Source organism: Pseudomonas sp. CFBP 8772 (assembly GCF_014841665.1).
Taxonomy (GTDB): domain Bacteria; phylum Pseudomonadota; class Gammaproteobacteria; order Pseudomonadales; family Pseudomonadaceae; genus Aquipseudomonas; species Aquipseudomonas graminis_B.
The window spans coordinates 215,246-235,783 of sequence record NZ_JACYUI010000007.1 but is presented as its reverse complement, the minus strand read 5'-3'; the positions used below and the strand labels follow the sequence as shown (position 1 = coordinate 235,783).

The 20,538-nt window shown below is 61.2% G+C and carries 17 protein-coding genes and 1 pseudogene; 13 read left to right on the top strand and 5 right to left on the bottom strand.

Annotated features, from left to right (window positions below; all coding sequences use genetic code 11):
• Positions 1-242: 242 nt before the first annotated feature.
• A pseudogene (locus IFT99_RS16385) lies at positions 243-2,180 on the bottom strand (sensor histidine kinase); the annotation flags it as partial.
• A 1,087-nt stretch (positions 2,181-3,267) separates the two neighbouring features.
• On the opposite strand from IFT99_RS16385, the gene IFT99_RS16380 reads away from it, so the two are divergent.
• The 4 genes from IFT99_RS16380 to IFT99_RS16365 all read left to right on the top strand — a co-directional run bounded on the left by IFT99_RS16380 (position 3,268) and on the right by IFT99_RS16365 (position 6,821).
• On the top strand, positions 3,268-4,065 hold the full coding sequence (locus IFT99_RS16380; RefSeq protein ID WP_065988475.1) for a hydroxymethylpyrimidine/phosphomethylpyrimidine kinase: 798 nt from the start codon (positions 3,268-3,270) through the stop codon (positions 4,063-4,065).
• A 23-nt stretch (positions 4,066-4,088) separates the two neighbouring features.
• Complete coding sequence (thiE, locus tag IFT99_RS16375) at positions 4,089-4,715, top strand: thiamine phosphate synthase (RefSeq protein ID WP_192133541.1); 627 nt, start codon at positions 4,089-4,091, stop codon at positions 4,713-4,715.
• A gap of 57 nt (positions 4,716-4,772) precedes the next feature.
• A complete protein-coding gene (hemL, locus tag IFT99_RS16370) occupies positions 4,773-6,056 on the top strand; it encodes a glutamate-1-semialdehyde 2,1-aminomutase (RefSeq protein ID WP_065988357.1) in 1,284 nt (427 codons plus the stop codon).
• A gap of 198 nt (positions 6,057-6,254) precedes the next feature.
• Entirely contained in the window at positions 6,255-6,821 is a 567-nt protein-coding gene (locus IFT99_RS16365; protein WP_065988476.1) for a tetratricopeptide repeat protein, read from the top strand.
• A gap of 54 nt (positions 6,822-6,875) precedes the next feature.
• On the opposite strand, the gene IFT99_RS16360 is transcribed toward IFT99_RS16365, so the two are convergent.
• Complete coding sequence (locus IFT99_RS16360; protein ID WP_065988358.1) at positions 6,876-7,202, bottom strand: DUF1820 family protein; 327 nt, start codon at positions 7,200-7,202, stop codon at positions 6,876-6,878.
• A 131-nt stretch (positions 7,203-7,333) separates the two neighbouring features.
• Here IFT99_RS16360 and miaB point away from each other — a divergent pair, with 131 nt between their 5' ends.
• The 5 genes from miaB (at position 7,334) to lnt (ending at position 12,859) form a co-directional block, all read left to right on the top strand.
• Positions 7,334-8,662, top strand: coding sequence for a tRNA (N6-isopentenyl adenosine(37)-C2)-methylthiotransferase MiaB (miaB, locus tag IFT99_RS16355; protein WP_172609812.1), 1,329 nt, complete (start codon positions 7,334-7,336; stop codon positions 8,660-8,662).
• Between the two features lie 262 nt (positions 8,663-8,924).
• Positions 8,925-9,941, top strand: coding sequence for a PhoH family protein (locus IFT99_RS16350; RefSeq protein WP_065988359.1), 1,017 nt, complete (start codon positions 8,925-8,927; stop codon positions 9,939-9,941).
• Entirely contained in the window at positions 9,934-10,464 is a 531-nt protein-coding gene (ybeY, locus tag IFT99_RS16345) for an rRNA maturation RNase YbeY (protein WP_192133539.1), read from the top strand. The genes IFT99_RS16350 and ybeY overlap by 8 nt, the downstream gene beginning before the upstream one ends.
• A 5-nt stretch (positions 10,465-10,469) precedes the next feature.
• The gene (locus tag IFT99_RS16340; RefSeq protein WP_065988361.1) at positions 10,470-11,312 is read left to right on the top strand and encodes an HlyC/CorC family transporter; all 843 of its coding nucleotides are present in this window, start codon (positions 10,470-10,472) and stop codon (positions 11,310-11,312) included.
• Between the two features lie 26 nt (positions 11,313-11,338).
• Positions 11,339-12,859 carry an apolipoprotein N-acyltransferase gene (gene lnt / locus IFT99_RS16335; RefSeq protein ID WP_192133537.1) on the top strand — a complete coding sequence of 507 codons (1,521 nt, stop codon included), beginning with the start codon at positions 11,339-11,341 and terminating at the stop codon, positions 12,857-12,859.
• Between the two features lie 530 nt (positions 12,860-13,389).
• Here lnt and IFT99_RS16330 read toward each other — a convergent pair.
• The 3 genes from IFT99_RS16330 to IFT99_RS16320 form a co-directional block, all read right to left on the bottom strand.
• Positions 13,390-13,866, bottom strand: coding sequence for an REP-associated tyrosine transposase (locus tag IFT99_RS16330; protein WP_192133535.1), 477 nt, complete (start codon positions 13,864-13,866; stop codon positions 13,390-13,392).
• A 476-nt stretch (positions 13,867-14,342) separates the two neighbouring features.
• Positions 14,343-15,104 carry a YdcF family protein gene (locus IFT99_RS16325; RefSeq protein ID WP_192133533.1) on the bottom strand — a complete coding sequence of 254 codons (762 nt, stop codon included), beginning with the start codon at positions 15,102-15,104 and terminating at the stop codon, positions 14,343-14,345.
• An 85-nt stretch (positions 15,105-15,189) separates the two neighbouring features.
• Positions 15,190-15,561, bottom strand: coding sequence for a hypothetical protein (locus tag IFT99_RS16320; RefSeq protein ID WP_065988365.1), 372 nt, complete (start codon positions 15,559-15,561; stop codon positions 15,190-15,192).
• Positions 15,562-15,861: 300 nt separating this feature from the next.
• Here IFT99_RS16320 and leuS point away from each other — a divergent pair, with 300 nt between their 5' ends.
• The 4 genes from leuS (at position 15,862) to arfA (ending at position 20,496) form a co-directional block, all read left to right on the top strand.
• A complete protein-coding gene (gene leuS / locus IFT99_RS16315) occupies positions 15,862-18,468 on the top strand; it encodes a leucine--tRNA ligase (protein WP_192133531.1) in 2,607 nt (868 codons plus the stop codon).
• 88 nt (positions 18,469-18,556) lie between these two features.
• Entirely contained in the window at positions 18,557-19,162 is a 606-nt protein-coding gene (locus IFT99_RS16310; RefSeq protein WP_192133530.1) for an LPS-assembly lipoprotein LptE, read from the top strand.
• 42 nt (positions 19,163-19,204) lie between these two features.
• On the top strand, positions 19,205-20,242 hold the full coding sequence (gene holA / locus IFT99_RS16305) for a DNA polymerase III subunit delta (protein WP_065988368.1): 1,038 nt from the start codon (positions 19,205-19,207) through the stop codon (positions 20,240-20,242).
• A 95-nt stretch (positions 20,243-20,337) separates the two neighbouring features.
• Positions 20,338-20,496, top strand: coding sequence for an alternative ribosome rescue factor ArfA (gene arfA, locus IFT99_RS16300; protein WP_037017982.1), 159 nt, complete (start codon positions 20,338-20,340; stop codon positions 20,494-20,496).
• Positions 20,497-20,538: the final 42 nt, after the last annotated feature.

Below are 20,538 nucleotides of genomic sequence, written 5' to 3'. Positions count from 1 at the left end.
CTACGCCTGAGTGAACGCGGATCGACTGTAGGAGTGAGCTTGCTCGCGAACGCGGTGGGTCTGTTACGGAAAAGTCATCTGACACACCGCAATCGCGAGCAAGCTCACTCCTACAAGGGTCAGCCTTTACAGTCCCAACGCGTTGCGACCATCACACGCTGCAACCGCCCAAAATCTACTTGAATAGACACAGATCAACTGTAGGAGTGACCGGGGTGGCGCTCCTACACCGATTGCGGTGCGATCTGCACATCCAGGCTCAAGCGGAACTGGCTGCCATTGCCCGGTTCGGACTGATGGCTCAGGCGCCCGCCCTGCAATTCAATCAACTGTCGGCAAATCGCCAGGCCGATGCCCAGCCCGCCGTATTCCCGCGTTGTCGATCCATCCACCTGGAAGAAGTTGGCGTACAGCGTCTCTTCATCCAGTCGACTGAAGCCGATGCCGGTGTCGATGACGTCGATCACCAGCCGCACGTGCTCGGCGTCTGGGCGCTGGCCGTTGACGCGGACTCTGATCGAACCGGTTTTGGTGAACTTGATCGCGTTGTCCAGCAGGCACTCCAGGCACTGGCGCAACTTGACGCTGTCACCTTCAAGGCTGTCCGGCAGCGTTTCGTCCAGCTCCACACTCAGCGGCAACGCCTTGCTGCGGGCCAGCGGCTCGAAGCCACTGCGCAGCTGGAACAGCACATGCCGCAGGCTGAACGGCTCGTTGCGCACAGTGACCCGACCGGCTTGCAGTTCGGTCAGCGTGAGGATGCCGTTGACGATGCCCATCATGTTTTGCGCCGAATCGGCGGCGGTCTGGCGATACAGCTCGATCTCGCTCTCGGCCACGTCCATCTGCATCAATTCCAGCGAGCCGATCACACCGTTCATGGGCGTGCGCAGTTCATGGGTCAGCGTGGCCAGAAACTCGTCTTTCAATCGGTTGCTCACCGCCAATTGCTGATTCAGGGTCTCAAGGCCCTGCTTCGATTCCGCCATGATCTGCGCCTCACGCTCGCGCATGGCATTGATGCGGTCGGCCAGCGCCAGCGACAGCAATGCCACCTCGATCACCGAACCGATCTGGCTGGCGTACATGGTCCAGAAGGTGTTGGGCAGATGCCCCAGCAGCATGGTCGCGTTGACCACCCCGCCGATCAGGAACGCCGACCAGCCGATGATGAAGTACCGCGCGACCCGCCGGCCCTTGAACCACGCCGCCAGCCCGATCAACAGCACGACCGGCGTGAACAACAACACCAGCCCGGTCACCAGGCGCAGCGCAACGCCGTAATCCATGCTCAACGCGAGGGCCATGATCACCGCGGCGCAGACCATCATCACCCGCAACGGCACGTCCAGCCAGCGACCGAGGCTCGGCGTCTGCAGGAATTTACGGGTGAACTGGCTGGCAAACAGAATCGCGGCGGCGATGAGGAAGGTGGTTGAGGTATTGGCCCACCACGGGTTGTCCGGCCAGAAATACTCAATCGCCGCGCCGTTGACCGACACCTGATACAGGCCGAAAAAGGTGATGTAGAGGATGTAATACAGGTACGCGGTGTCGCGCACGCTGAGGTAGATGAACAGGTTGTAGACGAGCATCACCGCCAGCACGCCGTAAATCATGCCGAGGATGTACAGCCGCGACGGCTGCTCTTCTATATAGGCGTGACTGGCCCACAGATTGAGCGGCGCCTGCACCGAGCCGTGGCTGGCGACTCGCAGGTAAACGGTCTTGGTTTCGTGGGCGTTCAGGTTGAGATCGAACACGTAGTTGTTCTGCTTAATCTGCCGGCTGGCAAACGGCAGCATGTCGCCGGTCTGCCAGGCCAGACGGGGTCGCGCGTCGCCGTCGCCGAGGTAGAGATCAACGTGGTCCATCGGCGGGTAGGCCATTTCCAGCAGCCAGTCGGCGGACGCCAGCGGGTTGCCGGGGCGATACGTCAGACGCACCTTCAGCCAGAAAGCGGAGCGAGAGTACCCGGCGTTGAGCGACTGACTGGCAAGCGGTTGGAAGCGTGAGGCGCCCTCGGGGGACGAGACTTGCTGGATGGTCGCATCGCCGGTGGGGTCTTCGAACACTTGGGTGTCGCGCCCCAGTGCCAGGCTGCGGGTCTTTTCATCAAAATCGACGGCGCTGGCGAACATCGGCAACAGGCAGAGCAGGACAATCAGCACCAGGCGCATGGGGCACCGCCTTGGCACTGATGGAGTCCACGAGCTGCCGTGGGCAAATCGCACGGCTTCGCAATTCTGCGAGCGACCGCTGTATCGGTCGAATAGGTCAGCGGGCAACGCACTTGCATTCACTCTTCTGGCGGAATGTATGAAGCGCCACAGGATAGCGACCGATAGCTCGATGACACCATCTAAATCTGCGCATTGTGCGGGGCGGGTTTGTTCCCGTGTAGGACCGGCTTTAGCCGGGAAGGCGTCGGATGTCTCGCTGCAGAATCAATGGTGAACGCACCGGCCCCTTCCCGGCTGAAGCCGGTCCTACTAAAACACCGCGCTCCCTTGTAGGACTCGCTTTAGCCGGGAAGGCGTCAGATGTCTCACCGCAAAATTGATGGCGTTTACACTGGCCCCTTCCCGGCTGAAGCCGGTCCTACTAAAACACCGCGCGGCCCTGTAGGACTGGCTTTAGCCGGGAAGGCGTCGGATGTCTCGCTGCAAAATCAATGGTGAACGCACCTGCCTCTTCCCGGCTGAAGCCGGTCCTACTGAAACACAGCGTCCCTTGTAGGACTGGCTTTAGCCGGGAAGGCGTCGGATGTCTCACCGCAAAATTGATGGTGTTTGCACTGGCGCTTTCCCGGCTGAAGCCGGTCCTACTAAAACACCGCGTTCCCCCGTAGGACTGGCTTTAGCCGGGAAGGCGTCGGATGTCTCGCTGCAAAATCAATGGTGAACGCACCGGCCCCTTCCCGGCTGAAGCCGGTCCTACTGAAACACAGCGTTCCCTTGTAGGACTGGCTTTAGCCGGGAAGGCGTCGGATGTCTCGCTGCAAAATCAATGGTGAACGCATCTGCCTCTTCCCGGCTGAAGCCGGTCCTACTGAAACACAGCGTTCCCTTGTAGGACTGGCTTTAGCCGGGAAGGCGTCGGATGTCTCACCGCAAAATTGATGGTGTTTGCACTGGCGCTTTCCCGGCTGAAGCCAGTCCTACTAACAGCATGCGTCCTGCCGCAAAATTGATGGTGTTTGTACTGGCGCCTTCCCGGCTGAAGCCGGTCCCACCGGCAAAAACTTTAGTGGTAAGCTCGCGCACCATGAATATCTATAGCTCCCGCCCTGTTGTCCTCTGTCTCTCCGGTCACGACCCCAGTGGCGGCGCCGGCTTGCAGGCAGATATCGAAGCCCTGCTCGCCCAGGGTTGCCACGCGGCTCCCGCCATCACCGCCCTCACTGTTCAAGACACCGTGAACGTCACTGACTTTCGCGTGCTGGATCGTGAGTGGGTGCTGGCGCAAGCCAATGCCGTGCTCAACGATTCCGTCGTCGCGGCAGTGAAGCTGGGCATGCTGGGTTCGCTGGAGATGGTCGACACCGTCGTCGAACTGCTGACGGCGCATCCGCACCTGCCCATGGTCTGCGATCCGGTGTTGCGTGCCGGTGGCGGCGGTCGGCTGGGCAAGGACGAAGTGGGTTACGCCATGCGCGAGCGTCTTTTGCCTCTGGCGACTATCGCCACGCCGAACCTGCCGGAAGCGCGCATTCTGGCTGAGCTGCCTGAAGGCACGGCCGATGAGTGCGCCGAGAAGCTGCTGCCGTTCTGTGAGCACCTGTTGATTACCGGCGGTCATGGCGATGAGCACGAAGTTCACAACCGCCTGTACATCCGCGGCGGTCAGTCACGCACCTTTACCTGTCAGCGTCTGCCGGGCAGCTATCACGGCTCCGGCTGCACACTGGCCAGCGCACTGGCGGGAAGACTGGCCCAGGGTCAGGACCTGATCGGCGCTGTGCAAATGGCGCTGGACTACACTTGGCGCACGCTGCGCGATGCCGAACAGCTGGGCCGGGGACAATTTGTTCCGCGCCGCCTGCCGCTGGATTTCTGCTCGTAACGCCACGAAAAAGAGGCACCTTGATGAGATTACGTGGCTTGTATGCCGTGACCGACAGCCAGCTGTTGGCCGGTAAATTCCTGTCTTACGTCGAAGCCGCCCTCGATGGCGGTGTGACCCTTCTGCAATACCGCGACAAATCCGGTGACGAGACCCGCCGCCTGCGTGAGGCCTCGGCGCTGCTCAAACTGTGCGAGCGCTACAAGACCCGCCTGATCATCAACGACGACGCCGAAGTGGCCGCGCGGCTGGGTGTCGGCGTGCATCTGGGGCAAACCGATGGCTCGCTGCCGGACGCCCGCGCCCTGCTCGGTCACAAAGCCATTGTCGGGGCGACCTGCCACGCGCAGCTTGAGCTGGCCGACAAGGCCAAGGCCGACGGCGCCACCTATGTCGCCTTCGGACGCTTTTTCAATTCCCAGACCAAACCCGGCGCGCCGACGTGCAGCCTCGACCTGCTCAGCCAGGCGCGCAAGCGCATCAATCTGCCCATCGCGGTGATTGGTGGGATTACCCTGGAAAATGCCGCGCCGCTGGTGGCCCATGGCGCCGACTTGCTGGCCGTCGTGCACGGGCTGTTCGGCGCGGAAACCACCCAGGAAGTCACCCGTCGCGCCCGCGCCTTCAACGATTTGTTCAAGCCCGCCTGATTCTGAATCAGGCCGGTTACGCACTCATTCATTCCCGATTCAAACAGAGACCTCATCATGTCCCGTTCTGAAACCCTGTTCGCCAACGCCCAGAAACACATCCCCGGCGGCGTCAACTCGCCGGTCCGCGCCTTCAAAAGCGTTGGTGGCACGCCGCTGTTCTTCAAGCACGCGGTGGGCGCCTACGTCACCGATGAAGACGACAAGCGTTACGTCGATTACGTTGGCTCGTGGGGCCCGATGATTCTGGGCCACAGCCACCCGGACGTGCTGGACGCCGTGCGCAAGCAGCTGGAACACGGTCTGTCGTACGGCGCGCCGACCGCGATGGAAACCGAGATGGCCGATCTGGTCTGCTCGATCGTGCCGTCGATGGAAATGGTGCGCATGGTCAGCTCCGGCACCGAAGCGACCATGAGCGCGATCCGTCTGGCCCGTGGTTTTACCGGTCGGGACAGCATCATCAAATTCGAGGGCTGCTACCACGGCCACTCCGACAGCCTGCTGGTGAAAGCCGGTTCGGGGGCACTGACCCTGGGCGTACCGAGTTCGCCCGGCGTACCGGCGGCGTTCGCCAAGCACACGCTGACCCTGCCGTTCAACGACATCGACGCGGTCAAGACGATGCTGGCTGACGTTGGCCAGGAAGTGGCGTGCATCATCGTCGAGCCGGTGGCGGGCAACATGAACTGCGTGCCGCCCGCGCCGGGTTTCCTGCAAGGCCTGCGCGAGGCCTGCGACGAACATGGCGTGGTGCTGATTTTCGACGAAGTGATGACCGGTTTCCGCGTTGCCCTCGGCGGCGCGCAGGCGTACTACGGCGTGAAGCCGGACCTGAGCACCTTCGGCAAGATCATCGGCGGCGGCATGCCGGTCGGCTGCTTCGGCGGCAAGCGCGAAATCATGTCGCACATCGCGCCGCTGGGCCCGGTGTATCAGGCCGGTACCCTGTCGGGTAACCCGCTGGCGATGGCGGCGGGTCTGACCACCCTGCGCCTGATCAGCCGCCCGGGTTTCCACGACGAACTGACTGCCTTCACCACGCGCCTGCTGGAAGGCCTGCAACAGCGCGCCGACGCCGCCGGCATCCCGTTCGTGACCACCCAGGCGGGCGGCATGTTCGGCCTGTACTTCAGCGACGCCAAAGAAATCGTCACCTTCCAGGACGTGATGACCAGCGACGCCAATCGCTTCAAGCAATTCTTCCACCTGATGCTGGAAGGCGGCGTTTACCTGGCGCCAAGCGCCTTCGAGGCCGGCTTCACCTCCATCGCCCACGGTGACGCGGAGTTGCAGCAGACGCTGGACGCGGCAGAAAAGGCGTTTGCTCAACTGAAATGACCGGCAGACCGGGCGGAACGGATGCCGCCCGAGTGTCTACGGCCTGGTCAACCGCCCTGAATTCAGGTCTATCAAGCCCGCGCAGCAGAAAATCAGTAAAGACTTTGTAAGGTTGCCCTCGCTTATTTCATAATGCGCAGCCAGCACGTTTCGCTGGACGGGCATGCCCGCACCTTTTTCAGAGGTAAGTCGACTTCCATGAATCGCACCGGCCGCACCCTTGCATTGGGCTGCCTGTTGCTTCTTCATCCCCTGCTGGCTAATGCAGGTGGCAACTCGTTGTTGATCCCGGCGGTGGGTCGTTGCACCCTCGATACCCAGCCAGACAACCTGCCAGCAGCGTTGTCCGCTTGTCAGCAGGCGGCTCAGGATGGGGATGCGCAGGCGCAATACGAGTTGGGGGAGTTCTATTACGAGGGCAAAAGTGCGCCACGTGACTTGCCCCAGGCACTCAACTATTTCGAAAAAGCTTCGTTGCAGGGCCATGCCCAGGCGCAGTACCAGCTGGGTTTGATGTTCTTTCGTGGCGAAGGGGTGCAGGCCAATAACATTCAGGCGTATATCGTGCTGAAGATGGCGGCGGTCAACGGTTCGGAAGATGCACTGGACCAGGCGGATGAAGTGTCGGCACAGATGAAGCGCGAGGATCTCGAAGTGGCCACGCAAGTGCTCGGGCAGATCTTCCGCAAATACCTGCTGGAGCTGCAAACCGCTGAAGGACGCACACCGTTTGCGCCCTTCCCTGCCGACAGCGTCAAGCCCTGATCCCGTTGTTGTTGCCGATCGCCTGTCCGGTATCGGCTACTTGTAGACCGTCGGTTACTTGTCCGGCATGGGCATCGGAAACGGCATGACGTTGCCGGTGTGACGCGCCTCGGTGATCTTCGCTGTGCCCATCCGCTCGACTTCATCGATCCGCACGATCGAGTGCATCGGCACGAAGCTGCGTACAACACCATCGAACTGCGCCTTCAGCTTCTCTTCACTCGGGTCGACCACCACGGTGGTGCGCTCGCCGAAGACGAATTCTTCCACTTCCAGAAAACCCCACAGATCGCTCTGATAGATCTGTTTGGCGTACATCTCGAACACCTGTCCCTGGTTGAGAAAAATCACCTTGTAGATTGGAGCTTCGCGTTTGGTCATAACAGGCAGGCAGTGGTCAGCGTTTTGAAAAGGGCGCGAACTATAGCATGCCGCTGGTTAGACGACGCTAGGAAGCCGGGGCCCGCATCCCTATAATGCGCGGTTCTTTGAATCACCTGATGAACCCGCGCATGGCCAAGAAGCTTTACATCGAAACCCACGGCTGCCAGATGAACGAGTACGACAGCTCGCGCATGGTCGATCTGCTGGGCGAACATCAAGCACTGGAAGTCACCGCACGGGCGGAAGACGCCGACGTCATCCTGCTCAACACCTGTTCAATCCGCGAGCGGGCGCAGGATCGGGTGTACTCCCAGCTTGGCCGCTGGCGTGAACTGAAGCTGGCGAACCCGGAAATGGTCATCGCCGTCGGTGGCTGCGTGGCGAGTCAGGAAGGCGCGGCCATCCGCGACCGCGCACCGTACGTCGACGTGGTCTTCGGCCCGCAGACCCTGCACCGCCTGCCGGAAATGATCGACGCGGCGCGCATCACGCGCCTGCCCCAGGTTGACGTCTCGTTTCCCGAAATCGAAAAATTCGATCACCTGCCCGAGCCCCGTGTCGATGGCCCGAGCGCTTATGTGTCGGTCATGGAAGGCTGCAGCAAATACTGCACGTTCTGCGTGGTGCCTTACACCCGTGGCGAAGAAGTCAGCCGGCCGTTCGACGACGTCATTAACGAGGTGCTTCATCTGGCCGAGAACGGCGTGCGTGAAGTGACCCTGCTGGGCCAGAACGTCAACGGCTATCGCGGCACGACCCACGACGGGCGCCTCGCTGATCTGGCCGAATTGATCCGCGTGGTTGCAGCCATCGACGGCATCGACCGCATTCGCTACACCACCTCGCACCCGCTGGAATTCTCCGACAGCCTGATTCAAGCCCACGCCGAAGTGCCGGAACTGGTGAAGCATCTGCATTTGCCCGTGCAATCAGGTTCTGACCGGATTCTTGCAGCGATGAAACGCAATCACACCGTGCTCGAATACAAGTCACGCCTGCGCAAGCTGCGCGCGGCGGTACCGGACATCTGCATCAGCTCCGACTTCATCGTCGGCTTCCCGGGCGAAACCGAGAAGGATCACCTGCAAACCATGAAGCTGGTTGAAGACGTCGGCATGGATTTCTCCTACTCCTTCGTTTACAGCGCGCGCCCCGGCACGCCCGCGGCTGATCTGGCCGATGACACGTCGGAAGAAGTGAAGAAAGAACGCCTCAAGCAGCTGCAGGACCTGATCAACCGTCAGGGCCTGGACATCAGCCGCAAGATGGCCGGCACCGTGCAGCGCATTCTGGTCACCGACTATTCGAAGAAGGACCCGGGCGAATTGCAGGGCCGTACCGAGAACAACCGGATCGTCAATTTCCGCTGCGACAACCCCCGGCTGATCGGCCAGTTCACCGACGTGTACATCGACAGCGCCCAACCCCACTCGCTCCGCGGGTCGTTGTTGCAATAAGCCAAAAGCGCCCCAATGTAATCGTCACGTCTATTTTTTCGTGCAGGCCCAAGCGTTGAATCAGGTGCCGGACAGCCGCCATACGTCGGCTGCACCGGCCCGCGATTCGGCGCACGGATCCGGCGGGCTGTCTGCCAAAGGGCATCCTGCCGGGCGTCTGCTGACCTCATTTACCCATTAGTGCGCGAACCCTTCCGGACACTGCCTGCAGGGGTTATCCTTCACGTCACTTCACATTGCCGTCGGGCGGCCCAAAACCACTTTGAACGCACCTATCGAACCACATCGCTTCAGCCTCGAACCTATCGAGGCTCACCGCTTCGCCAATCTGTGCGGGCAATTCGACGAGCATCTGCGCTTGATCGAACAGCGCCTGGACATCGAGATCCGCAATCGCGGAGGCCAGTTCGAGATGATCGGCGAACGCAAACAAACCACCTCGGCAGAGAACCTGCTGCGCCGGCTGTATCGGGAAACGAAAGCGACCGAGCTGTCACCGGACATGGTCCATCTGTTTCTGCAGGAATCCGGCGTCGAAGAGCTGGACAACCACCCTGCTGCCGAGGTCGGCGTCGCTTTGCGTACCAAGAAAGGCATGATTCGCCCCCGTGGCTTGAATCAGCAGCGGTACGTGAAGGAAATCCTCGCCAACGACATCAACTTCGGCATCGGCCCGGCCGGTACCGGCAAGACCTATCTGGCGGTGGCCGCTGCGGTGGATGCGCTTGAGCGCGAGACCATCCGCCGCATTCTGCTGGTGCGTCCTGCCGTAGAAGCGGGCGAAAAGCTCGGCTTCCTGCCCGGCGATCTGTCCCAGAAAATCGACCCGTACCTGCGCCCGCTGTATGACGCGCTGTACGAAATGCTCGGCTTCGAATACGTCGCCAAGCTGATCGAGAAGCAGGTGATCGAAGTCGCGCCGCTGGCGTACATGCGCGGTCGTACCCTTAATAACAGCTTCATCATTCTCGACGAGAGTCAGAACACCACCGTCGAGCAGATGAAAATGTTCCTGACCCGTATCGGCTTCGGCTCCACGGCCGTGATCACCGGTGACGTGACCCAGATCGACTTGCCCAAGGGCACGAAATCCGGTCTGAACCACGTCATTGAAGTGCTCAAGGACGTGCCGGGCATCAGCTTCACCCACTTCAAGCCCAAGGACGTCGTGCGCCACCCGCTGGTGCAGCGCATCGTCGAAGCCTACGAGCGCTACGAAGAACGCACCGACAACCCGGCCGCTCCCCACGGTTCACCGGACACTCGCCGCGATGCTTGAGCTGGATCTGCAACTTGCGAGTCAGGCCAGCGCCCCGAGCGAAGCCCAGTTCCGCCTCTGGTGTGAAATGGGCCTGCGCCAGCGTTCGGCTGACTCGGAACTGACCATTCGCCTCGTCGACGAAGCGGAAGGCCGAGAGCTGAACAACACGTGGCGGCACAAGGATTACGCCACCAACGTGTTGTCGTTTCCTGCCGACGTCCCCGACGAGATGCTGGACATTCCGTTGCTGGGCGATCTGGTCATCTGCGTGCCTGTGGTCACCCGTGAAGCCGCTGAACAGGGCAAATCACTGGATGCCCATTGGGCGCATCTGGTGATTCATGGTTGCCTGCATCTGTTGGGCTACGATCACATCGATGATGACGAAGCGGAAGAGATGGAAGCGCTGGAACGGGAGTTGCTTGCAGAACTTGGCTATCCGGATCCCTACGCAGACGAAGAACCTGTCGAAGCTGTTCATAAAGAAGCATCGCATTCCGACACACCCCATTTAGAAACATCAGCCAAGGACCACGAGTAAGGGCTATGAGCGAAGACCGATCGAGCAACGGGCAAAAGTCATGGTTGGGCAAACTGACCCAGGCATTTGCCCATGAGCCGAAAAACCGCCAGGAGCTGCTAGAGCTGCTGCGCGAAGCCCATCAGAACAAGCTGCTGGACAGTGAAGCGCTGGCCATCGTCGAGGGCGCTATCCAGGTCGCCGACCTGCAGGTCCGCGACATCATGGTGCCGCGTTCGCAGATGATCAGCATCAAGGCCAGCCAGACCCCGCGCGAATTCCTGCCGGCCGTGATCGATTCGGCGCACTCGCGCTACCCGGTCATCGGCGAAAGCCACGATGACGTGCTGGGCGTATTGCTTGCCAAAGACCTGCTGCCGCTGATTCTCAAGGAAGACGGTGGCAGCGGCGACGTGAAAAGCCTGCTGCGCCCGGCGACCTTCGTCCCTGAATCCAAGCGCCTGAACGTGCTGTTGCGGGAATTCCGCGCCAACCACAATCACATGGCCATCGTCATCGACGAATACGGCGGCGTCGCAGGTCTGGTGACCATCGAAGACGTGCTTGAGCAAATCGTCGGCGACATCGAAGACGAGCACGACGTCGAGGAAGACAGCTACATCAAGCCGCTGCCCAGTGGCGATTTCCTGGTCAAAGCGCTGACCCCGATCGAGAGCTTCAACGAGTTCTTCGACAGCGGGTTCTCCGATGACGAATTCGACACCGTCGGCGGTCTGGTGATGAACGCGTTCGGGCATCTGCCCAAGCGTAATGAAATCACCGAAATCGGCGCGTACCGTTTCCGCATCCTGAATGCCGACAGCCGTCGTATTCACTTGCTGCGCCTGAGCCCGATCAACCGCACGTAATGCCCTACCCGCTTTAAGGAATGTAAATGCGCTGGATCACCCGCCCCGGCTGGCCCGGTAACCTGCTGGCCATGGTGGCCGGCGCGTTGATTACCCTGGCCCTGGCACCGTTCGATATCTGGCCCCTGGCGATTGTCGCGCTGGTGGTTTTCTATCTCGGTCTGCGTGACCTCACACCGCGTCAGGCCCTCTGGCGCGGCTGGTCCTACGGGTTCGGCCTGTTCGGCGGCGGCACCAGCTGGATTTACGTCAGCATCCACACCTATGGCGAGGCGCCGGTCTGGCTGGCGGCTTTCCTGATGGTGCTGTTCTGCGCAGCGGTGGCGTTTTTCTTCGCCCTGCCGGCGTGGATCTGGGCCCGCTGGATCCGTCGTAACGAAGCGCCGCTGGCAGACTCTCTAGCCTTCGCAGCCCTGTGGTTCGGCCAGGAGATGTTTCGCGGCTGGTTCCTCACCGGTTTCCCCTGGCTTTATTCCGGCTACAGCCAATTGGACGGCCCCCTCAAAGGACTCGCGCCACTGGGCGGCATGTGGCTGATCTCCTTTGTGCTCGCCCTGAGTGCCGCGCTGCTGTGCAATCTGCCTCGTTTGCGCACCCGCGCGCCAAAATTGGCGGCAGGCATTGCGTTGCTGCTGGCGCCATGGGTTGCCGGGCTGGCCCTGAAAGATCACGCCTGGACCGAGCCTGCCGGCAAGCCGCTGACCGTCGCAGCCATGCAGGGCAACGTCGAACAGAGCATGAAGTGGGACCCGGCGGCGCTCAACGCGCAACTGGCGCTGTACCGCGACATGACGTTCACCTCGAAGAAAGCTGACCTGATCATCTGGCCGGAAACCGCCGTGCCTGTGCTCAAGGAATCGGTCGAAGGCTACCTGTCGGTGATGGGCAAGTTTGCGGCCGAGCGCGATTCGGCGCTGATCACCGGCGTGCCACTGCGAGAGAAAGGCACCCATGGGGAATACCGTTACTACAACGCCATTACCGTAACCGGTGAAGGCGATGGCACTTACCTGAAGCAGAAGCTCGTGCCGTTTGGTGAGTACGTGCCGTTGCAGGACCTGCTGCGGGGGTTGATCGGGTTCTTCAACCTGCCGATGTCCGACTTTGCGCGCGGCCCGTCCGGGCAAGCGCTGTTGCAGGCCAAGGGTTATGAGATCGCGCCGTTCATTTGTTATGAGGTGGTGTACCCGGAGTTCGCCGCAGGGCTGTCGGCGCAAAGCGATCTGCTGCTGACGGTGAGCAATGACACGTGGTTCGGCACCTCGATCGGTCCGCTGCAGCACTTGCAGATGGCGCAGATGCGCGCCCTGGAAGCCGGCCGCTGGATGATCCGCGCCACCAACAACGGCGTCAGCGCGCTGATCGACCCGTTCGGCGAAATCACTACCACCGTGCCGCAGTTCGAGCGCGCCGTGATGTACGGCGAAGTGACCCCGATGCAAAACCTCACGCCGTACCTGCACTGGCGCTCGTGGCCGCTGATCGTGCTGTCACTGCTGCTGATCGGCTGGGCGTTCTTCGCGGGTCGGATGGCGAAGGCGGTGTGAGCCCTCGAGCACAGCCAGCTCCGCTGACTGCGCTTGGTCCTACAACTGGCCTGCAACAGCCTGACTGAATGCACGCGGACCATTAGTGGGACCGGCTTCAGCCGGGAAAGGGCCAGCGCGGACACCATCAAACATGCGGTGTGTCACCTGACGCTTTCCCGGCTAAAGCCGGTCCCACAATAAATCTCAACTAGCCCCGCTGACTGCGTACGGTCCCACCATTGAGCCTCAGCCAGCCCCGCTGACCGCGCGCGATCCTACAATTGGGCCTGCACCCGCCTGAATGAATGCACGCGGACTATTAGTGGGACCGGCTTTAGCCGGGAAGAAGCCGGCACGAACACCATCAAATATGCGGTGTGACACCCGACGCTTTCCCGGCTAAAGCCGGTCCCACAATAAATCTCGCCAGTCCCGCTGACTGCGCACAGTCGCACCATTGAGCCTCAGCCAGCCCCGCTGACTGCTTGAGGTCTCACAGTTGGCCTGCACCAGCCTGATTGAACGCACGCGGTCTATTAGTGGGACAGCTAAAGGCAGTCCCACTCAAGCATCCATTCGCAGTCCCACAGTGGATAGTCCCCCCGGTGCATCACCAGCCCTGCTCGAATCGGGTTGTTAATGACATAGCGAGCCATTTCGACGAGCTCCTCATCGGCCCTGACCCCATGATCGTGATAACCCTTCTGCCATGTCATTTTTTTTGCGCCATGTGCCTTGTTCACTGCGAAAGCGGTTCTGCCCTTCAGCGCTTGCATGAGCGCAGGCAGTGATCCTGACTTGAGTTCAAACAGCCAATGCAGATGATCGGGCATAACCACCCAGGCGAATGAGTGCACAACGCCTGAGTCGTGCAAACGTTTCATTTCCTGAACCGCTAGGCGGCCTATTTGAATATTACTGAACAGAGGGGTGCGATCCTTCACCACAGAGGTTACGAGATAGACGTTCCCCTGTTGGGAATATCGACCGATACGCAAAGACCGTTCATGTTTGCTTCCATGCATTTCGCCGCTCTCCCTCGTTGTGAAGGCGAACAGTAAAAGCAGTGAAACGCTTTACCTAGGGCGAGTGGGTATCGAGAGATGTCTGGTGGATGAGGACATCCCCGTGGGACCGGCTTCAACCGGGAAGAGGCCCGCATGAACACCATCAAATATGCGGTGTGTCACCTGACGCTTTCCCGGCTAAAGCCGGTCCCACATTAAACCGCAGCCAGTCTCGCTGAACGCGTACGGTTCCACCATTGGGCCACCGCCAGTCCCGCTGAGTGCGCATGATCTTACAATTGGGCACCAGCATGACTGGATGCATGCGGTCTATTAGTGGGACCGGCTTTAGCCGGGAAGAGGCCAGTTTGCGCATCATCAGATTTGCAGTGTGACACCCGGCGCTTTCCCGGCTAAAGCCGGTCCCACTAACAGCGTGCGCGGTGTCAGGGGATACGCGCTTTGACAGCGGGACCGAACGCCTGCTGCTCAGCTCACCGGTAAAACAACCGATACCCCACCAACCCCGCCGCTTCGTTGATCAATTGCCCGTTCTGCCACACCGCCCTCGCCTCCGGCGTCCAGCCTCCAAATGGGCGGGCGTTGTCCACGCTCAGGAAGCCGACCGGAGCTGGAACCACGCTGAACCCGGCCTTCTCGAAACTCCAGACCGAACGCGGCATGTGCCACGCCTGGGTCACCACGACCACGCGCTTGATGCCCTGCGGCAACAAGATCGCGGCCGTCATCTTGGCGTTTTCCCAGGTCGTGCGGCTTTCACCTTCCTGCCAACGGACAGTCACGCCAAAGTCGTCGCGCAGGGAGTCGGCCATGATCGCCGCCTCGCTCGGCGGCTCGCCGTAATGCAGCCCGCCGGTGGTGAGGATCGGCAGGCCCGACGCCTTCGACAGACGCGCGGCGTATCTCATGCGTTCCAGCGCAACCCCCGTCGGGATGTCGGTGCCCCAGCTCGGGTCATTGCGTTCCCGGCCCGAGCCCAGAATCACGATCGCATCGGCGCGCTGGGCCAGCGTTGCCCACTTGCTCTGCGGCAGCGGCGGGATGCGCTCGATGCCCTTCGCCGACCACTCCACCACAATCGGCAGACTCATCGCGGCCATCCCGCCAACGCCCATCACGAACAGCACCCGCGCCAACACTGGTCGCCTGTTTCTCAACCACCAGGCGAGCACTAACAACAACAGGAATAGGCCCGGAGGCAGCAGCAGATTTTTGATGAAGTAACGAAAGGGCATCGGGCATCTCCAAAGATGCCCGAAGCCTAGAAGCAATGACGCTAAGCAGCAATGCTCGATTGGCCGGGGTCAGTCCCCGCAGAAGTTAACGCTTGAAATGTTTGCTGGAACTGTAGCGACTCAACTTTGCCGACACCTTGGCTCGGCGCTGATCCTTGAGCCAGATGACATTGGCGTGGGGATGGGACGCTCGCATCGGCTCTGAAGGCTCCCGTGAGGTGCTGGAACTTCCCCTCGTGGCGATCGGAGAATCCTCTTTCACAACGACTTCAGTTCTGCCCAGATAAGCCTCGATCAACTGAAACTCGGCGTGACTCAAGCCACGCAACTCAAGCTCAACGGGGGATTCGTTTCGAAGTCGCACCGCTGTTTTTGCCGTGTCCAGAGCCAGGCCCAGACGATCGATCAGACGGTCATACACATCAGGTTGCTCTACTTCATGCTGCAGCTCTGCCATCCGTTCACCTCACTGAAGATAAACACTTACCCCCGTCAGTGAGCTTAGCGCCGCTGCAAAAACCGGCGCGATGCCGCGACCAACGGCGGATGCCGCAGATGCCGAGTCTTGAGCACGCAATCAGGGTTTCCCTCGGCTTGGTAGCCTCATGTATGCTACGGCGCTTCCTGTAAATCCACTTCCGCCCAACCGGGCATGGATGCATCGCAATGCGGACGGCCCCGTCTGGCATGCGAAGGCTTCCTGATCCGGTCACGCCGAGAAGCGGTCAAGGGTCACTCATTTCAGCCAAAAGTAGCCATGCACGAACTCTACCAGCCCCGCGAAATCGAAGCCGCCGCCCAGACCTTCTGGGACGAGCAAAAGTCTTTTGAAGTCAGTGAACAGCCAGGCAAGGACACCTTCTACTGCCTGTCGATGTTCCCTTACCCCAGCGGCAAGCTACACATGGGTCACGTGCGCAACTACACCATCGGCGACGTGATCGCCCGCTATCAGCGCATGCAAGGCAAAAACGTGCTGCAGCCGATGGGCTGGGACGCGTTCGGCATGCCGGCGGAAAACGCCGCGATGAAGAACAACGTCGCCCCCGCCAAGTGGACCTACGAAAACATCGCCTACATGAAGAACCAGCTCAAGAGCCTGGGTCTGGCGATCGACTGGTCCCGCGAAATCACCACCTGCAAACCCGATTACTACCGCTGGGAACAATGGCTGTTCACTCGCCTGTTCCAAAAAGGCGTGATCTACCGCAAGAACGGCACCGTGAACTGGGACCCGGTCGACCAGACCGTCCTGGCCAACGAGCAAGTCATCGACGGGCGCGGCTGGCGTTCGGGCGCGGTGATCGAAAAACGCGAAATCCCGATGTACTACTTCAAGATCACCGCCTATGCGGATGAGCTGCTGGAGAGCCTCGACGAGTTGCCGGGCTGGCCTGAACAGGTCAAGACCATGCAGCGCAACTGGATCGGCAAATCCCGTGGCATGGAAGTGCAGTTCCCGTACGACCAGGCGTCCATCGGCGAAGCCGGCACCCTGAAAGTCTTCACCACCCGCCCCGACACCCTGATGGGCGCGACCTACGTCGCCGTTGCCGCCGAGCACCCGCTGGCGACCCTCGCGGCGCAGAATAATCCCGAGCTGCAAGCGTTCATCAACGAATGCAAAAGCGGCAGCGTCGCCGAAGCCGACGTCGCTACCCAGGAAAAGAAAGGCCTGCCGACCTCGCTGTTCGTCGAACACCCGCTGACCGGCGAGAAGCTCCCGGTGTGGGTCGCCAACTACGTGCTGATGCATTACGGCGACGGTGCGGTCATGGCCGTGCCTGCACACGACGAACGCGATTTCGAGTTCGCCACCAAGTACAGCCTGCCGATCAAAGCCGTTGTGCGCACCAGCGCGGGCGATGAAACCCCTGCGCCCTGGCAGGACGCGTACGGCGAGCACGGCCAGCTCATTAATTCCGGTGAGTTCGACGGTCTGGACTTCACCAGCGCGTTCGACGCCATGGAAGCCGCGCTGCTCAAGAAAGAACTGGGCAACTCACGCACCCAGTTCCGCCTGCGCGACTGGGGCATCAGCCGCCAGCGCTACTGGGGCTGCCCGATCCCGATCATCCACTGCGACACGTGCGGCGACGTGCCTGTCCCGGAAGATCAACTCCCGGTCAAGCTGCCTGAAGACGTGGTACCGGACGGCGCGGGCTCACCGCTTGCGCGCATGCCCGAGTTCTACGAGTGCAGCTGCCCGACCTGCGGTGCGCCGGCCAAGCGCGAAACCGACACCATGGACACCTTCGTCGAGTCCTCGTGGTATTTCGCCCGCTATGCCTCGCCTCACTACGAGGGCGGCATGGTTGACCCTAAGGCCGCGAATCACTGGCTGCCGGTTGATCAGTACATCGGCGGTATCGAACACGCGATCCTGCACCTGCTGTACGCGCGCTTCTTCCACAAGCTGATGCGCGACGAAGGCCTGGTCAGCTCCAACGAGCCGTTCAAGAACCTGTTGACCCAGGGCATGGTCGTGGCCGAGACGTTTTATCGTCTGGAAGCCAACGGCAGCAAAACCTGGTTCAACCCGGCGGATGTCGAGTTCGAACGCGACAGCAAGGCCAAGATTATCGGCGCCAAGCTGATTGCCGATGGCCAGCCGGTTGAAATCGGCGGCATCGAAAAGATGGCGAAATCGAAGAACAACGGCGTCGACCCTCAGTCGATGATCGACCAGTACGGCGCCGACACCTGCCGCCTGTTCATGATGTTTGCCTCGCCGCCTGACATGAGCCTGGAGTGGTCTGACTCCGGCGTGGAAGGCTCCCACCGCTTCCTCAAGCGCGTCTGGCGTCTGGCGCAGGCTCACGTGACGGCGGGCGCTGCAGGCGCACTCGACAAAACCGCGCTGAACGACGACCAGAAGGCCATTCGCCGCTCGATCCACCTGGCCATCAAGCAGGCAGGTCAGGACGTGGGCCAGCACCACAAATTCAACACCGCTATCGCTCAGGTGATGACGCTGATGAACGTCCTGGAAAAAGCGCCGCAGGTGTCGGCTCAGGACCGCGCGCTGTTGCAGGAAGGTCTGGAGACGGTCGCCCTGCTGCTGGCGCCGATCACCCCGCACATCAGCCACCAATTGTGGGCGGCGCTGGGCCACTCAGGTCCAATCATCGACGCCGGCTGGCCTGTGGTGGATGGCTCGGCACTGGTGCAGGACACGTTGCAGCTGGTGATTCAGGTCAACGGCAAGCTGCGTGGCCATATCGAGATGCCGGCCAGCGCCACCCGCGAGGAAGTCGAGGCTGCCGCACGGATCAACGAAAACGTGCTGCGCTTCATCGACGGCCTGACGATCCGCAAGGTCATCGTGGTGCCGGGCAAACTGGTTAATATCGTCGCCAGCTGACGCAATCATCGGGCGCCTGTCTGCAGGCCCCGCATAAATTTCAAGAACCCGGGATGCCGGGTTCTAACGGATTCAAGGGAGCAACAAGATGATCAAACGCAATCTGCTGGTAATGGGACTCGCGGTTCTGCTGAGCGCCTGCGGTTTCCAGCTGCGCGGCACCGGCACCAACGCCCTGTCGATCAAGGAACTGGACGTGAGCGCGCGCGACGCTTACGGCGACGTCGTCACCCAGCTGCGTCAGACCCTGACCAACAGCGGCGTGCACGTCTACACCGGCGCCCAGTACAAGCTGTTCATCGCCCGTGAAGACGAAGCCCAGCGCACGGCGAGCTACGCCGGCTCCGGTCGCTCCGCCGAATACGAGCTGACCACCGTGCTCAAGTACGAAATTCACGGCAGCAAAGATGTTCTGCTGCTTGATGACTCCGTGCAGTCGCAGAAAGTCTTTGTCCATGACGGCAACAACCTGATCGGCTCTGACCAGGAAGCCGATCAGATCCGTAAGGAAATGCGCACTGACCTCGTGCAGAAAGTGCTGGCCCGTCTGCAGCAGCTGACACCTCAGCGCCTTGACGAGCTGCAAGCCAAAGCCGACGTCGCTGCTCGCGCCCAGGCGGATGCCGAAGCCGCTGCTCAGCGCATTCGCGACGAGACGCCACAGCAGTCGCCTATCGAAATCCCGTCCAAGTGACGGCGTCGGGGCCGGTTCGCCGGCCCTGATCTTTTCTGACCCATGAAACTCGCCCCCGCCCAGCTTTCCAAACACCTTCAAGGTGCGCTTGCGCCTGTCTACATCGTCAGCGGCGATGACCCGCTGCAATGTCAGGAGGCGTGCGACGCCATCCGTGCGGCTGCGCGCCAGCAAGGCTATGACGAACGTCAGGTGTTCAGCGCCGACTCGAGCTTCGACTGGGGCACCCTGCTTCAGGCGGGCGCGAGCATGTCGCTGTTCGCCGAGCGCAGGCTGCTGGAGTTGCGCCTGCCATCCGGCAAACCCGGCGACAAAGGCGCCGCCGCACTGCTGGAATACTGCGGCCGCCCTGCCGAAGACACGCTGCTGTTGATCAGCCTGCCCAAGCTCGACGGCTCGGCGCAGAAAACCAAATGGGGCAAAGCGCTGGTCGAAGGGCCGCAGACACAGTTCGTGCAGATCTGGCCGGTGGACGCCAGCCAGTTGCCGCAATGGATTCGTCAGCGCCTGTCACAGGCCGGCCTCGCAGCGACCCCGGACGCCATCGAACTGATCGCGGCGCGGGTTGAAGGCAACTTGCTCGCCGCTGCGCAGGAAATCGAAAAGCTCAAGCTGATGGCCGAAGAAGGCCAGATCACGGTTGAGACCGTGCAGGCGGCGGTGGCCGACAGCGCGCGCTTCGATGTTTTCGGTCTGACTGACGCCATCCTCAACGGCGAAGCGGCCCACGCGCTGCGGATGCTCGAAGGCCTGCGCGGCGAAGGCGTCGAGCCTCCGGTCATTCTCTGGGCACTGTCCCGCGAGCTTCGCGTGCTGGCCAATCTGGCGTTGCAGTTCAGTCAGGGCATCCCGCTGGACAAAGCCTTCAGCCAGGCGCGTCCGCCCATCTGGGACAAGCGCAAGCCGTTGATGAGCAAAGCCCTGCAACGCCACTCGGCGCGACGCTGGGGCCAGTTGTTGATGGACGCCCAACACATCGACGCGCAGATCAAAGGCCAGGCCCAGGGATCGGTCTGGAGCAGCCTCAGTCGTCTGACGCTGCTGATGGCGGGGCAACGACTGGCATTGCCGGCGGAATAATCTGTAACGTTTCGATAGCTCAGGTTAATTGGACAGCGGCGCCTAACTGGCAGAATATCCCCGCTGCTCCACCCCACCACTTGAGCGAGAACGCCATGAGCAAAGCCAAAAAGCGGCCGAACAAGGCCAAATCCATCATCGCCCAGCCACTGTTCCGCAGCCGTCAGGAACAACCCGGCAAGGGCAAAGGCAGCTACCGCCGCGAAGCCTTCCAGTCTAAAAGCTGGGAGGCTTCTTCCGTTATGGCGGCTTGAAAACTTCAGGTTACTGACTGACGCCCCACCGACAGGGCCGGC